16 protein-coding genes are annotated in these 14,562 nt (G+C 36.0%); 5 read left to right on the top strand and 11 right to left on the bottom strand.

The genetic code is table 11. The features are described from left to right. The first annotated feature begins 1,101 nt into the window (after positions 1-1,101). Positions 1,102-1,683: a MerR family transcriptional regulator gene (locus WYK_RS17325; protein WP_040375727.1), complete on the top strand. Its 582-nt coding sequence runs from the start codon at positions 1,102-1,104 to the stop codon at positions 1,681-1,683. A 212-nt stretch (positions 1,684-1,895) separates the two neighbouring features. Here WYK_RS17325 and WYK_RS17330 read toward each other — a convergent pair whose 3' ends face one another. The 7 genes from WYK_RS17330 to WYK_RS17355 form a co-directional block, all read right to left on the bottom strand. Further along, positions 1,896-2,531: a hypothetical protein gene (locus WYK_RS17330; RefSeq protein WP_040375728.1), complete on the bottom strand. Its 636-nt coding sequence runs from the start codon at positions 2,529-2,531 to the stop codon at positions 1,896-1,898. A gap of 49 nt (positions 2,532-2,580) precedes the next feature. Further along, positions 2,581-2,784, bottom strand: a complete 204-nt coding sequence (locus WYK_RS17335; RefSeq protein ID WP_040375729.1) for a hypothetical protein — start codon at positions 2,782-2,784, stop codon at positions 2,581-2,583. A gap of 181 nt (positions 2,785-2,965) precedes the next feature. Beyond that, complete coding sequence (locus WYK_RS24605) at positions 2,966-3,211, bottom strand: hypothetical protein (RefSeq protein WP_152526496.1); 246 nt, start codon at positions 3,209-3,211, stop codon at positions 2,966-2,968. Between the two features lie 77 nt (positions 3,212-3,288). After that, a complete protein-coding gene (locus tag WYK_RS17340) occupies positions 3,289-3,657 on the bottom strand; it encodes a hypothetical protein (protein ID WP_040375730.1) in 369 nt (122 codons plus the stop codon). Between the two features lie 278 nt (positions 3,658-3,935). Next, positions 3,936-4,154 (bottom strand): hypothetical protein, encoded by a 219-nt coding sequence (locus WYK_RS17345; RefSeq protein ID WP_040375731.1) that lies wholly within the window; start codon positions 4,152-4,154, stop codon positions 3,936-3,938. 116 nt (positions 4,155-4,270) lie between these two features. Continuing rightward, positions 4,271-4,726: a JAB domain-containing protein gene (locus tag WYK_RS17350; RefSeq protein WP_326238761.1), complete on the bottom strand. Its 456-nt coding sequence runs from the start codon at positions 4,724-4,726 to the stop codon at positions 4,271-4,273. 976 nt (positions 4,727-5,702) lie between these two features. Continuing rightward, complete coding sequence (locus WYK_RS17355; protein ID WP_152526497.1) at positions 5,703-6,635, bottom strand: HNH endonuclease; 933 nt, start codon at positions 6,633-6,635, stop codon at positions 5,703-5,705. A gap of 699 nt (positions 6,636-7,334) precedes the next feature. Between WYK_RS17355 and WYK_RS23425 the strand changes: the two genes are divergently transcribed. Together WYK_RS23425 and WYK_RS17365 are read left to right on the top strand one after the other, a co-directional pair. Next, entirely contained in the window at positions 7,335-7,709 is a 375-nt protein-coding gene (locus WYK_RS23425; protein WP_051387633.1) for an antitoxin VbhA family protein, read from the top strand. A gap of 1 nt (position 7,710) precedes the next feature. Beyond that, complete coding sequence (locus WYK_RS17365) at positions 7,711-8,343, top strand: Fic/DOC family protein (RefSeq protein WP_040375732.1); 633 nt, start codon at positions 7,711-7,713, stop codon at positions 8,341-8,343. An 843-nt stretch (positions 8,344-9,186) separates the two neighbouring features. Here the strand turns inward: WYK_RS17365 and WYK_RS17370 are convergent. Next, positions 9,187-9,465, bottom strand: coding sequence for an AbrB/MazE/SpoVT family DNA-binding domain-containing protein (locus WYK_RS17370; protein ID WP_040375733.1), 279 nt, complete (start codon positions 9,463-9,465; stop codon positions 9,187-9,189). Positions 9,466-9,875: 410 nt separating this feature from the next. Between WYK_RS17370 and WYK_RS17375 the strand changes: the two genes are divergently transcribed. Beyond that, positions 9,876-10,715, top strand: coding sequence for a ComEC/Rec2 family competence protein (locus WYK_RS17375; protein ID WP_040375734.1), 840 nt, complete (start codon positions 9,876-9,878; stop codon positions 10,713-10,715). After that, positions 10,716-10,934 carry a DUF3006 domain-containing protein gene (locus tag WYK_RS17380; RefSeq protein ID WP_040375735.1) on the top strand — a complete coding sequence of 73 codons (219 nt, stop codon included), beginning with the start codon at positions 10,716-10,718 and terminating at the stop codon, positions 10,932-10,934. It begins immediately after the preceding gene. A gap of 77 nt (positions 10,935-11,011) precedes the next feature. On the opposite strand, the gene WYK_RS17385 is transcribed toward WYK_RS17380, so the two are convergent. The 3 genes from WYK_RS17385 to WYK_RS17395 all read right to left on the bottom strand — a co-directional run bounded on the left by WYK_RS17385 (position 11,012) and on the right by WYK_RS17395 (position 14,464). Next, complete coding sequence (locus WYK_RS17385) at positions 11,012-11,248, bottom strand: helix-turn-helix domain-containing protein (protein WP_161629152.1); 237 nt, start codon at positions 11,246-11,248, stop codon at positions 11,012-11,014. A 683-nt stretch (positions 11,249-11,931) separates the two neighbouring features. Continuing rightward, complete coding sequence (locus tag WYK_RS17390) at positions 11,932-13,164, bottom strand: ATP-grasp domain-containing protein (protein ID WP_040375736.1); 1,233 nt, start codon at positions 13,162-13,164, stop codon at positions 11,932-11,934. Next, positions 13,157-14,464 carry an MFS transporter gene (locus tag WYK_RS17395; RefSeq protein ID WP_051387637.1) on the bottom strand — a complete coding sequence of 436 codons (1,308 nt, stop codon included), beginning with the start codon at positions 14,462-14,464 and terminating at the stop codon, positions 13,157-13,159. Before WYK_RS17395 ends, WYK_RS17390 begins: the two co-directional genes overlap by 8 nt. Between the last annotated feature and the right edge of the window lie 98 nt (positions 14,465-14,562).

Here is a 14,562-nt window from a genome sequence, read left to right on the forward strand (position 1 = left end):
ATTAACGTACATTTTATTATTTATGGTTATTTAGAACTCTCTACTCCCTAAAGAATAAGAGTTGGCACTGAACTCATGGTATTGTTCGAACTTCACCCCTTTCAGCTTAAAATGATAACTGAAGAAGAGACGAATAACGTATTAAAATATTGGATTTCCACTAATACGCTTATTGCCTTCATAAATTCACCATCCTTTTTACGAATGGTAAGTTGAACCCCTTTTATGACTCCTCTGCGTAGACAAAGATAAAATATTTATGTTTATATTAACATTCATGTATATATTAATATTTATAATTTCATATTCCTACAAATTGAATTATCTTCGCATAGATGGTTTCGCTTCTATTAGTGGTACTCGAACGCAAAAATCTTCTGACACCAATTTCTTTTTCAGATCACACTACCTAGAAAATAAATATAAACTAACATATTACTATAGACCTTGCTTCATTAAAAACCCATTAATATTCTATCGAGTACATTTTTTGAATATATTCAAAAAATTCTATACCTTCACAATGATGCTTTACTGAATGGCAAACCAGAATATTTTATATGTTTATATAAATATTAATGTATATATATATAAATATATTAATATGATTGTTTTTATTATAATTAATACATTTATTTAACTACACTGTAAATGAACGTTTTTACTAAAGAAATCCTGAATACTGAATCCTTTAAAAATAAGTCAAAATCCCACGATTAATTGCGAGAATTAATTACGTACACATATACATTCATATCAATGTATATGTGTATATTAATAAAGATATTTATATTAATATATTTTTAAAAATTTAAATACATTTAATAAATGGATAATAATAACGTACATTTTTTGTGGTTTGAAAGAAAGATCAATAATCAGCTTTTCAATGCCTACTAATTTCAGTTTTATAAAATGGTTGCCTAACAAAACTAGACAAAGCTCGATAGAGGACATTCTATTTTCACATCGAATTAACAACATAAGATTAAACCATGGTATAAACCTACACTTATTTACCCACCAAGCTTTAAATTGCCTCCATGATTGTTTTTCAAAAATCACATTCGCCGAACCTACTTGGAAAGGGTGATTGAAAACATGCATGATTCGGAAAACATACCTTCTGAAAACCTTGATGAAAACCTAGAGGATATCCTATTAACCGTTAAAGAAGCTGCCAAATACGTTGATGAAAGTCCGGGTGTGATTCGAAATTGGATGCGTGAATTAAAAACGCATATTCCAACCATACAAGGAGATAATGGCTATCATTATTTCGGTAGGCCCGCACTTGAAAGACTTTTACTCATTAGACAGTTAAATCGGGAACAAAACTATTCCATTAAACAAATTGAATTCCATTTTGCTACGGGCGGAAAAATACTAAATTCGGAACCCACACCTGAAGCTTCAGAGCTAATCCTTAAGGATTTACAAGTTATTAAAGACCAGCTTGAACATCAGAAAAAATTTAATGAAACATTGGTTCATCAGCTAAAAAAACAACAGTATCACATCGATTATCAACAAAAATATATTACCGATTCACTAACGAAACGGGATGAACAACTTTTGCTGGCTTTTCGAGAAACACAGCAGCCTAAAGTAGAAGTTGCTGCGGCCGTACACCCTGTTAAAAAACGTTTTTTTTCAAAGCTTTTTTCGAAAGGGAAAAAGTAAATCGTAAACCATTAAAAATAATCCACCCGTTTCCGAAGGACTCAGGAGTGGATTATTTTAATTGGTGATACAAGAACAGTACACATAGGTTTTTAGATAGGTTAAGCTCTTAGATTTTCTTTTAAAAATTCATGCTATAGCTATTAATGAAAGGTGAAATTTTAAAAAGACACTTTTTCACTTCTTTTGTATCTTATTCCTTCCTCTCAACCTTATACTCTTCCAGGCGCTCTTAAGGCCGAACCAAACGTATTTTCAAACTCATGGAGGGCTTTTTGCAGCCTTATTTCGGTAATCAGCTTTCTAGCATCGGTGTTTGCTGATTGACTAATAAGCTGCATGACTGCATCCCGCATGAGGGAGGAACGAGAAATCCCTTTTGTATGAACCTCGTTCACCAAACCATCCAGTTTATCAAAGGCTGCTCTAGCCATTCCTATACGCCATGTCTCCACTTCATCCGGTTTATCAAATAAAAGTTCCCTATTACTGGTTGGGACATAGCTTTCTAAAATATAATGTTCAATGGTTGCATTGCGATCGCGGAATGGCACATAGGTTTCCAGTAACTCTCTTGTTCCTTTTTCAAAATAAAAACTCGAATGATGAATTTCTCGCGCTTTCGGAAGAACTTCTTCTGAACTCCCTAATTTTTGAAGCAGCTCGTTCATGAGGTGTCGCATAATAGAAGAACGATTCGCCTTATACCCTGATTCACGAACCGTCTTCACTAAATCATTCAAACGAATATCAGCGTGTTCATCAAACAAAAACCTCTCTGATTTTACTCCTTTTTTATCTCCATGGTTGATACAATTCAAAACTTCTGACAATCGATCATCAGTCACGATATAGTTCCTGAACAGTTTAGACCGGAAGAATGAATGGACTAACGATTTATATATCTCTGCTTGCTCCGGGAACAAAGAAAATGACACTTCGTTCATAAAAACCCATGCGTCGAAGAATCATCGCATTTATGGCCAACTGAAAGCTTTGTTCATCAAGCTGGTTAATTAAATCTAGTGGAACGACTGATTGACGAGCATCAAACAGATGCACAGCAAGCTTTGCTAAAACCTGTGTGTGGCTGGAAAACATGTGATTCCCAAAAATCAGCTTCCACCTTGATAAGCAAAATGAACGTACTGTTAAAAGTATCTGTAGGATGGTTTGTTGTTTTTACACTAACAGGATGTATTGGGGAGGAATATATTTTACCCAACGATCACCTTGCTAGGTGAGATGGGGTACGAGTAAGAGAAATTGGCCGAAGCCAATGTTATTTTTCCTTTGTTCTTGTTCTTCGGCTCGTTTGGTATGGCGGCGCAGCCGTAAAGGGGACAGGAACGTACGGAATGTAGGCGTTAGCCGTACAGTCCGTAGCTATCGATCCCTTTAATGCCGAAGCGACACGTACGGACGAACAGAAAGGCGGGCTTCCTTTCTGATTAGACCGTAGTGCTGCCGCCCAACCGATTGAAATGTGTAAGATAGAACGGTACTTATCTCTTCGCATGACTCTCATGACGTCTCATGACGTCTCATGACTTTCTCAAGAAAATTGGGAACCTTAAGGATGCTATCAGTAAGAGAGGGTTCTCATCAAACAAGATCAGCTTTCCAAGGTGAAGGCCCATACGAGGCAATTAACTGACGTTCATGACTCCCATAATAGATTGGATCCGTTAAGCCATAACGCTGTTCAAAATAAGGAAACACGTCTTCATGAATTTCTTTAAAAAAAGCTACATACTTCAGATAATTCGCCTTATATTCTGCATACTCAACATTCCGAAGACAGAACATCCACCTTCGTCCATCTCCCCGTACTTCTGCCTGTAAGAAGGATAATAAGATCGATTTGTCAAAACGAGAATGCTGACAAACCAAATCAAAGATTTTTTGTTCAAACGGTAGATCAGCTTCCCCAGCTCGGTCAATAATTTCCACTCCATTGTATTCTTTATACATCACGCCACATCCTTCCCTAAATTACCTTCAGCATAACGAAAACAGGGAAGAATGAACAATCAGTAAAACGAGGTTTTACAGCTTATTTTGAGTGAAAATCACTCAGTTTAACGTTAAAAATAAGCATTTAAGCCTCCAAAATCATGATTTAGATGAATAGAGTCTTTGACGCATTTTTTTAATCGTGTATCTGCCATGGTTAGGGGAGGACGTCCTCCATCTGTTCTACGGATGGAGGAAAGAGGATGGTATCCGTCTGTTTTTACTTCTTTTCATCTTTAATTCTGAAAGTCTTCTGATTGTTTGGTGTGACGGCGGAGTCGTAAAGAGGCCTGGAACCTGCGTACCATCTCGAAAAAGTTTTTTTCTTCCTTTTTTCTTGGCCTTTTCTCGTCCTTCTCGACGAACTCACAAAGATTGTAGCTACCTGCAACCACTAGAGGCAGGCTCGATGCCTGCTGTTCCATCAAAGAAAAAACGGATGTTTTTTCTTCCATTCGATTCCCCCCTGGAGATCCTCCAGCGCAGCACGTTTCCTTTTATTCGTTTGATGATTCAGCTACCTAATGTTTACTGCCAAAAGGGGAGGCACCCCCTTTGGCAGGTTGCTCGTTTATAAGTATCCTTTTTCCTTTAAGCTCACATGCTTACCGGTATGGGTGACAATAACATGGTCCAGAACTTCAATCCCTAACAGTCTCCCGGCTTCTGCAAGCCGTTTGGTGACGTCAATATCTTCTCTGCTTGGGGTGGGGTCGCCGGAAGGATGCTGATGACTGACAATTATGGAATTCGCATTGTTTAAAATGGCGCATTTTAACACATCTCTTGGATGGACAACACTTGCATTGAGGCTTCCGACGTGTGCCCGGTGAAGACCAATCACTTGATTCTTGGTATTCAGCATCATCACAAGAAATACCTCTCTATCTTCACCTGCAATGTACGATGCGGCAAGGTCTTGAGCGTCAAAGAGGGAGCGAATGACATAGTTTTCATACAGTTCTTTCGTCTCTCTGATTTCCTGTTTAATTCGGATTACTTCAAAAATCGCCGTTAGTTCCATCATTGTCTGTCTCCTTTTTTTTTCAATTTTTTGGATTTACACCTTCAATATCTTGTAGACTCGTTTAGACACGAAATCACCGAAAGAGGGGGAGGGACCACGCTTTATTTCTTCTAACCTATTAGCTTTTCAAATGATTGCTGGATGAATAGAAGGGAAGCTCGTCCAAAACAACATCAAGTGAATGGGCATGGACAGTATCTGATGTCATCATTCCATAGGCAGGTAGTATCTTTTTGGGGTTGTCTCATTGGATCTTCCTCCTTTGATTTTTGTCTTTTCCTTTCTTTTTCTTTTGCCTGACGAAGCGATGGTGTTCCCCAAAAGGGGAATTATTTTTCCCTTTTGCAAGGAGAACGAACAATGAGCATCGGCAGACGGTCAAGGGTGAATTGAGCGCAAAAGTTTTTTAATGCGGGCTTCATTCAAAAAGTTTTGTGCCCCTTGACCGGCTGACGATCCGACTTACCTGCCAGCAGGGGGAGGGCGGAGCCTAGGAATCTGCCCCTGTTGGCAGGTTAGTCGGATTGCGTGATTGTACGATTCGTAAGGAAAAAGGAAAAAGAATTTAAAAAAGCAGCCACTAGGCTGCTTTCCATCGGTCTTCCTCTTATAGTCTTTTAGTCTTTTAGTCTTTTAAACGTTAAGATGTTCGGCTGTTCGGTAGGGCGGCAGAGCCGTAAAGAGCACAGGAACCTATGGAATGTAGGCACAAGCCGTACAGTCCATGGTTATCGGGCCCTTTATGACCGAAGCGACACGTACGGACGAACAGAAAGGCGGGTTTCCTTTATGTTTAGCCCGTAGTGCGGCCGTTTAAGTTAGGTTTAGACCTATGTTAGCCACATGCTTCCATCCTTTTGAAACGATCCAACCACTTTATCTAAGTTAGATCACGGATCCCTTGATTAGTTAACAAATCTCATAATATATCACGCATAACTAACGTTGAATTTTGCCTTACAAAAAAAGTGAGAGATTAAAAACTCTCCCCATTCTCAAACACATTCTTTTTATGCCACTTAAAATAAGGCTTATTATCAGGATGCACAGGGATTTTCAGGTCTTCTACCAACCAATAGATCATATACTCTTCTTCAGGAATCTGCTTAGAGATATGCAGTCTACCCTGGCCATCAAACGAAATCAAGCCTTTGTCGTAGAGGGCATCATGGTTGCAACATAATAGGACCCCGTTATAGGGATTAAGTCGCTCTTCATCTGAACTGTCTTTCCATGGTTTAGAGTGACTGGCTCTTAATATCGCTTCCATTCCGATTCCGCATATCGGGCATTTATTCTTCCAAAGTGGCATTAAATTTTTTCTAAATTTTTGTTGGCCTATTCGAATTTTCATTTTGGCTTCTGATTCGGTTTCGGCAATGATGGTTTGTAAGGGGTTCCGTTCCTTTTCAATGACTTCATCAACAGGAATCTCTAATTGATTTTCATCTAATTGATAAATATTTTGCACACTTATACATTCCAATAATGCAAGCGATAGCTCCTCATTACAAGGATATAGATACCCTTGATTGCCACTTCCATCCTTCTGAAAGGCGGAATATTTAATAGGGAGATACTGAACAATATCATTAAAATGTTCCCGTATACTCAATGGGACTTCTAGCTCGCGGTATTCCGTTGTCACCAAATATCCGTCATCATTCCACCGATTATGATTTTGCATAGTTTGTGGCTTCCTGCCCTCTCTACAGCCTTCGATCACAACACTAATGGCGACGATGAATCCTTTCACATAATGGAAGATCCGATCGTCCGTTTTGACCTCTTGCATCCTTTTCCATGAATGAGGGACCATGCCAGACTTATCTATTTGAGGAGACCAAAGAATGCCTAATTGTTTTTCTTCTTGATATGTACTACCTTGCATGACAATAAAACTAGTCAACGTTTTTCCTCCTAGATGCTTACATACATAATCTATATAAAGTTGTTTTGTGTATTCATATATAATCTATCTAATCTATCATACCCTAACTATTTTGAAATGTAATTGTATCGGTGCGAAGAACTAATTTCTTTCTAAAGTAGAAAGCGTTCTTCATTTAATTGGAGCATCACCGTTCAGGAGACATTTTTGACTGTAGAGGCGGTTGAAGGTCTCCTTCATACTAGTTTTAGCATTAAGCCGTCCCAGTTAGGTTTAGACAGATGTTAAGCTAGGTGAGTTTACTCTTCATACACTATCCGGACCTTGCTTATAGAACGGCAAACCCAATCCATTCAAAATGTTTGCTCTCTAAGCACATTTCTATTTCCCCTTCCGACCGAGTCTAATACAAAAGGGGAGGACCCATACCTGAATACGCGACCTATGTGTCAACCTCACTATTTCTTCCCACCAACCTTTTATCCTTCTCTGTGTTTTACCAATCAGTACATAAGAAAGGAGCCATTACTCAGAAGTTGAAAGATCTTTACGTCTTACATCATTCATTTGAGGGGTAACCTATAAGCCATATTTTTATTCTTCTCGAAGACATTTACGTTAGTATGGCATATGTATAGGTGTATCCGTAACATATTACGTGCTATGTTGTGTATAATATAAGGTAAATAGGTACATACTAAAAGGAGGAGACCGAAAGTGAGTGATTCATTCATGGAAAAACCATCATTTACAACGGATCAGTTAATTTCAGCTTCCGTTGCAGCCAAAAGTTTTGGTTCTCTACGAAAAAAGGCAAAGCAGGTTCCGCAATTTATTACGGAAAATGGCGTAGTAGGGGAAGTGCTGTTGGATTATAAATACTATGAAGAGCTTTATGGGAGACTTCGAAAATTAGAGGAATTAGAAGAAAAACGAAAATCCTGGGAGAATGCCGTTGACTTAAACCAACTCGATGGTCCTTATCAGCCGAGCCCTTTATTAGCCGATATGATGGAAAAAGAAATTCAAGGGGTTCTTTCTTCAGAAGAGATCATTGAAAAATTAAAACAGACCTACAAAGAGCCCGAATAACATGAACGATCCATATGTATATAAGGGAACCCATATTTTAGTCAATACGTTAAATATAAAAGACTATGATCGTCTAGAATTTGTGGAGAAAGAACTTACCACGGTACGCTTAAAGGATATATCAAGAGGATTGCTGACGGAAGGCTTCTATGATGTAGAGCATTTCAAACAATTTCATCGCTACATTTTTGGAGATATTTATCCCTGGGCAGGCGAATTCCGTACGGTCAATATCCTGAAAAATGAAACCGCATTGAATGGGCTTCCGCTAGAATATATGGACCATGCATCGGTCCAAGCTCACTTAACATGGGCTTTGTCTAAGATGAATGAATATATTTGGGAACTCTTCAGTGTAGAGGAAAAAACCTATCACTTTGCTCGTTTCATGTCCGAAATATGGAGAGCCCATGCGTTTAGAGAAGGAAACACTCGAACGACGCTAACCTTTTTAAGTGAGTTTGCCAACTACAAGGGCTTTTCTCTTCAGACTTCTTTATTCGTTCAACATGCTGCCTATATGAGGAAAGCATTAGTCGCCTCTGTCTTTGAAGATGAAGCGTTAGAAAAGAAAAGGAATTATGTTCATCTCGAAAACATTATCAAAGATGCGATCCTGCAAGGAAAAAACTAAACTAGTTTATTGGCCTGCCTGGCATTTGTTTATTAATGGTTCTCCTTGAAAGCGAATTATTTAGATCCTTTATAATATATATGTATGCATAAATATTAATGTATATATTATTGTTAATATTATTATATACATTAATGATAATATCAAACAAAAATACACTGTAGATCTAACTTCCAGGGTATTTCAAACGATTATTAATTGTTGTAAAGATTAAATAATTTATAAATTTATATCATATCGACATTCTTTTTTTAATTAATATTTTTACATAGGTTATGATTTAAAACTCACTTGATTCCCCAGTTGAACAGAAGGAAGAGGCGGTTTATAAAACGAAACACATCTAGACGTCTTCGAACAACTTTAAGTGAATGCTTAGAGGAAAACCTATGTGTAGAGTTAACTATCTGGAAAGATGGATTCTTTACTTCCAGGGTAGGGACCGTAAACAAAATTATGCCAATGATAAAACAAGACGATGTAAACACTGAAATCACCATTATTTTTTAAGTGGGCGGTGTAAAAAACAATAGTCATCTGAATTTTGAAGAAAGCTTTAGACTCCTATAATATTCGGGTATTACTGCCTATGTGAAAACCTTATCGAAAGTATACACATACCTTGTAAACACAAAAAGCGGATAGTCACTTATCGACTATCCACAGCATCCCGTTATTCATCTGTTTCCATGATTGTCAAAACGAAATTCTATCATAAATAAAAAAAGCACAAAAAAAAGCAATATTGACTACCATATTACTTTAAAAATCTTATTTTTTTTACTCTCTCTATTAATTTACAAGTTATCACTACAGAATGCAGATACCACGTATGTGGAGTATTTAGTGTTCTAGGCTTGTTTGTATTTCTTTCATTAATTGTTCTGCAGCTTCACGGCTTACAATGAATGAACCGTTAACTAATTTAAGGTTAGTATCAGACGTTTCGCCAGTAATTTGGCATGTCATGTCTGGGATGTATTTTTTCAAGATAATCAGATCGTCTTCCACAAATATTTCTAATGGATCTTTTTCCATAACATCTAGTGTACGGCGTAATTCTTTAGGAACAACAATTCTTCCTAATTGATCCACTTTACGAACAATTCCTGTTGATTTCAACTTTAAATTCCTCCAGATAGTATTAATTATACGTGAATAAGTGAAGTATTTCACAATATACCATATAAGGGTTGATAATATCATATATTCCCACTCACATCAATTATTCTATCTTTCTCTACAAACTCTATTTTTCCGTTAGAACTCTCATGGTTCTACTGTTTAGCGTTTATGAATCCCACCACTTTACCATTTAAATTAAAATTATGCTATTGAAAATCAACTTATTTCACAGTCCTTTTGGATCAACCAGTGGCTACTTTAAGCCCATGAATAAAGGATAAAATCAGCAAAAACTGAAAAAGACTCGAACAAAGATACACCCGAACAAAAAGGTACCGTTTCCGAAAACGGACATAGACAAATATTCCTGGGGCAAGTAGATTAATATCTGAGAGGTTGTGAAAAAAATGAAAAAAATAAACAGTTTACTAGCCATACTTCTATTCCTATCATTATTTACTGGACTAACAAAAACAGAAGCAGCATCCAATGTGAAAGTCCACTTTATTAACGTTGGACAAGGGGATTCAATCCTGATTCAAACCCCAAACGAAAACATTCTTATTGATGGCGGAGGAAAAGGAAAAGGCGATGACGTTGTCGCCTATCTAAAGAAACAGAAGATTAAAACACTGACAGCTGTCGTATCTACTCATCCGGATGCTGATCACGTCGGCGGACTCGCTTATGTGATTCAAAACCTTAACGTAAAATCAGTGTATGCACCTAAGATTTCACACTCTACGCAAGCATACAAAGATTTTCTAAAGGCCGTACAAAGGAAAGGCCTAAAAATCAAAACGGCCAAAACAGGTGTAGAAATAACCACGAAGGCAAAAAATACGTCATTAACATTCATTGCACCGGTTAAAAGTTATGGAACATCGGACTTAAACAACTGGAGTGCCGTGCTGCTTTTAAAACATAACAAAAAGACGTTCTTGTTTACAGGGGATGCTGAAGTAGAATCTGAACAAGATATGCTGGCAAAAAAACTAATCTCAACGGTTGATGTACTGAAAGTTGGCCATCATGGGGCAGCTACATCCTCATCAGCTGCTTTTATTAAGAAAGCGAAACCTAAATATGCCGTGATTAGTGTAGGGAAGAATGGATATAGTCACCCTACATCTACCGTGGTCAAACGCTTAAAATCGATTAAAGCTGTTACCTATCGGACAGACAAGTATGGAAATATTATCTTTACGTCTACAGGAACGAAAATTACGGTAAAGACGGTGAAGTAAATGATTCAAGGAATTATTGATCGCTTCGAAGGGAATATTGCTGTGGTTGAAATAGACGGGAAGGAAATGAAAGACTTTCCGAAAAAATCGCTGCCTAAAGGGGTAAAAGTCGGAGACATGCTACTGATCGATGGCGATAATATCACGATTTCTAAAGAAGGCACGGAAAAGTTAAGACAAGAGATTGAAGATCTCATGGATGAATTATTTGAGGATTAATGCCACAAACCTTACTGTAGCTTGTCTTTTCGGCTGATCCCGGTAGGGTTTAACAAATTCTCGAAGAATGGTTGTTTTTACCTCGAAGCCCATGGCCTAAATTTCTTCAAACAGATACAATTTGTCGTTCCCTCTTGAATTCTTTGAAGAACATAAGGCTTAAAGCTTTCCAATTTACTTTCTATATCCTTACGTTTAAATGATCGAGGAATTTGATCATTATTGATGTATTTACTCACTGTTTTTCGATCAAATCCTGTTTCTTCGGCAATAGCTGTTTTAGTCCAACCTTTTTGATGTAATTCTCTAATCATAAAAAATTCCCCAATCTTCAGCATCGTCTCAAACACTCCAACTCTATTAAGTGATGAAATGATTATCTGATATTTTCGGGGAATTTTAAACCGTTGATATTGGGTATTTTAGCACCGATGATGACACATAAAATGAAGAAAGGGCTTTCTCAAGGCAATTTAGCCTATATGTTTCGAGAAAAATTAAGAAAGTTATTAGGATTTCAATTCATCCATACTCTCCTTTATTGCCTGATTAGCCATTGTATCAGTAATAGTATTATTACTTTCCTAAAATAGTCAATAAGACCAAAATACAATTCTTCCAAAGGTGAATTCTTAAGATGTGATTAACCAACTTGATCAAGAGCAACTACTTTTTGCTAATTCGGAAAAACCAATAACTGCAGCTCCTATTTTACTTAAAGCTCTCTTGGATTGTTGATAAGAAAGTATTATTAATGGAAGCTTTATTATATCTAGATAGTGATTTTCCAACCGAAGTACTATAAAAATTTTCTCTTTTCATATTAGTAGCAGCCCGTTTGGTATCGTACATAGAAATCCTGTAGGTCAAACAAGTAGTCATTGAACCACTGCTAGTTTAAATCCTACATCATATTTTGACATAAAAAAGACCTCCGAAAGTTATTGTCTAACTTTCGGGGGTCACCTCACAGTAAGTGTCTCTTTTATTTATTTATTTATTTATTTATTTCAGTTAATTCAAGGAAATATCTAATTAAAGCATGCATTCGATCTTTTACCTGTTCTTCACTATCACCTACAACCAAAGCCATACCTGTACGATGGACTGTACTCACACGAGTATCTTGTATTTCTTGTCCAGGTTTCCAATTATAAACAACTTTAGTTACTCCAGGTCTTTTTTTCAAAATCGAAACATCTGGTAAAGACTTTGTATCAGGAGAAATTGTGGGTAAGTAAATCCATCCCGTGTATTCAGAAGTTTTATTATCGTTGTCCCATAAGACTTCTTCTCCAAGGGCTAGTCTAACTAATATCTCATTTATATCTATTTTAAACATATGACTAAACATATGAGCGATTAGTCCTCCACCTATTCGTGCACCACATTCACTAAAAGTAAATTTATCTTCATCCTTATTATAGAAAAATTCCATATGAAAGACTCCATTCTCTAACCCAAGGGTCATAAGTGCTTCTGAGACGAATCCTTCTAATCTATCATATAAATCTTTGTGCAATTCTGGCCTTAGCGCAATACTCTGCACTAAAGCCCCTTGGTGAATATTTATTAAGGGCTGTCCATATTTTGAAACAGTAAACAGTTGAAGTTGTCCATTAGAAATCCATCCATCAACATGTCCCTCTTCCCCATTTATAAATTCTTCAATTATCATACTCTGAGGTAGGCTTCTATCCTCTGCATGCTTTCTTATATGGCTTATCAATTCTTGCTCATTGTCCACTTTATAAGTGTGTGATGTTCCTGCTCCAGCAACAGGTTTAAGAATTATAGGGTAAGGATATTGTTCTCTAATTTCAAATTTATTAACATCCTCTATAAACCATAAGTCTGCAACTGGTAATTTGTTACGCAATAATTTTTTTTGAAATGACTTATCTCTAAATGCAATTGCTGTTAGTGGTTCTATAAAAGGTTTAGATACTACTTGACTAATAAAAGAACAACTAACTAGAGTAGTTTCAAAAGGTGATACAGCTGCGTCAAAAGATAATTTACCTTCTCTTGCAAGAGCACTCAGTATTAATTCATTCTTTGTATTATCTTGAGTAAAGACTCTGCTTTCTCCATCTTTACAAGGGGGTAGATACTCAGGCTTGTCCCATGGATCAACTAAAGAAACTATATTTAATCCCATTTTTTTACATGCATCTACCATTTCTTCCTTATATCCAAAGCTTAGTAAAGTTCTTTTATTCTCATTCATATATATACAACCTCCATTTTGTGATGTTACGCGATATTCTCGTTTGCTTTAATAACTTTTTTTCCAACAATGGTAATATACTAGATAATATAATGAGACCCAAGATTGCCATAGCTATAAATATTAAAGTCATTAATATATGAGACAATATAGAACTTAGATAGATACAAATATAAGCAATTAGGAAGGAAAGTCTTATTACTAAATCATTTACTGCTAGATAAGAACTTCTTAGATGTTCAGGTGGTAAAACAGATAAATATGTTTTATGAGGTGCATAATACATTAACTCTCCTACAGAGGCTAACACCATAAATAAAATTAAAATATAAGCGTTATTACTATATGAAAGTACTATGTAACCGAGTGAGAAAAAGATAAATCCGGTTAGCCACACATGCTTATCTTTAAGATTCTTTACGATTTTGCTAACTAAAAACATACAAAAAATAACAATTATTGTATTTTCTGCTCTTAACAAACCTAAAATATTTATACCATCTATCTTAAATCCTAGAAAAGGTAATAAATTTTGTTCAGGCATAGTTTGACTTAGTTTTATTGCAATATAATTGGGTAATTGAAATTCTAAGGATAAAATTAAAAGGTATCCCAATGTAAAAAGAAGAAATGTTCTGTCTTTAAATACAACACTATATTTTTGAAAAATATCTTTTAAAATATTTATCTTATTGATTGTGTCCTCAGTCTTGGCTATGTATGTTTCAGATATAAAGAAAGTTACGATTATAGCTGATATAAAGTACGCGATAGCTAATAAAACAAATAGTTGAGGCAAATAATCTTTAAATAAAAATCCTCCTAACAAACTCCCTAGGGCCGCAGCTAAGTTATTTGCCCAAAAAGTTACACTGTACATAAAATTACGATTTTCTTTTGTACTAACATCGATTAACATGGCACCAGCAGCTGGCCCAGAAAATCCCATGCATATATTATTTATTAAAAACATTCCGATTGTTATTAATGCAGCAGTATGGTTGGAACTAAAATCAAAGCCATTTGCAATTGCTATTATTAAAGCACTAAAAAATCTTATAAATTCAGAAATTGCCCAAAGCCTTTTCCTGCCTATTTTATCTGCAAGATATCCTCCATAAAAACTCGCTATTATTCCGATAAAAATATTTATAGAAAGTAAAATACCTGCTAATCCAGCTCCAAGATTTTGCGAAAAATAAATAGCCATAAAAGGAAAAATAATACCGCTTATTGTATCAGAGAAAAATGCTTCAAAAACTCTTAGTCTTACATTAGGATGCAGATCTTTAAATTTCATTATTGAACTCCCTTTACATAAATAATAGGGTGAAAAACAAATTAGTGGTTCGTCTAATTTTAGCAAGAAAATCAGACAAACCTTTTCTAATTTATCTT

Origin of the sequence: Peribacillus psychrosaccharolyticus ATCC 23296 (genome assembly GCF_000305495.1) — a bacterium.
In the GTDB taxonomy this organism is placed as follows: domain Bacteria; phylum Bacillota; class Bacilli; order Bacillales; family DSM-1321; genus Peribacillus; species Peribacillus psychrosaccharolyticus.

Bases quoted from the DNA above. Each gene is read 5' to 3' on its own strand.
- WYK_RS17365 (WP_040375732.1), top strand. From the start codon at position 7,711: ATGAACGATCCATATGTATATAAGGGAACCCATATTTTAGTCAATACG.
- WYK_RS17345 (WP_040375731.1), bottom strand. From the start codon at position 4,154: ATGGAAGAAAAAACATCCGTTTTTTCTTTGATGGAACAGCAGGCATCG.
- WYK_RS17335 (WP_040375729.1), bottom strand. From the start codon at position 2,784: ATGTTTTCCAGCCACACACAGGTTTTAGCAAAGCTTGCTGTGCATCTG.
- WYK_RS17380 (WP_040375735.1), top strand. From the start codon at position 10,716: ATGATTCAAGGAATTATTGATCGCTTCGAAGGGAATATTGCTGTGGTT.
- WYK_RS17385 (WP_161629152.1), bottom strand. From the start codon at position 11,248: ATGATTAGAGAATTACATCAAAAAGGTTGGACTAAAACAGCTATTGCC.
- WYK_RS24605 (WP_152526496.1), bottom strand. From the start codon at position 3,211: ATGAGAGTCATGCGAAGAGATAAGTACCGTTCTATCTTACACATTTCA.
- WYK_RS17395 (WP_051387637.1), bottom strand. From the start codon at position 14,464: ATGAAATTTAAAGATCTGCATCCTAATGTAAGACTAAGAGTTTTTGAA.
- WYK_RS17325 (WP_040375727.1), top strand. From the start codon at position 1,102: ATGCATGATTCGGAAAACATACCTTCTGAAAACCTTGATGAAAACCTA.
- WYK_RS17390 (WP_040375736.1), bottom strand. From the start codon at position 13,164: ATGAATGAGAATAAAAGAACTTTACTAAGCTTTGGATATAAGGAAGAA.
- WYK_RS17350 (WP_326238761.1), bottom strand. From the start codon at position 4,726: ATGATGGAACTAACGGCGATTTTTGAAGTAATCCGAATTAAACAGGAA.
- WYK_RS17375 (WP_040375734.1), top strand. From the start codon at position 9,876: ATGAAAAAAATAAACAGTTTACTAGCCATACTTCTATTCCTATCATTA.
- WYK_RS17340 (WP_040375730.1), bottom strand. From the start codon at position 3,657: ATGTATAAAGAATACAATGGAGTGGAAATTATTGACCGAGCTGGGGAA.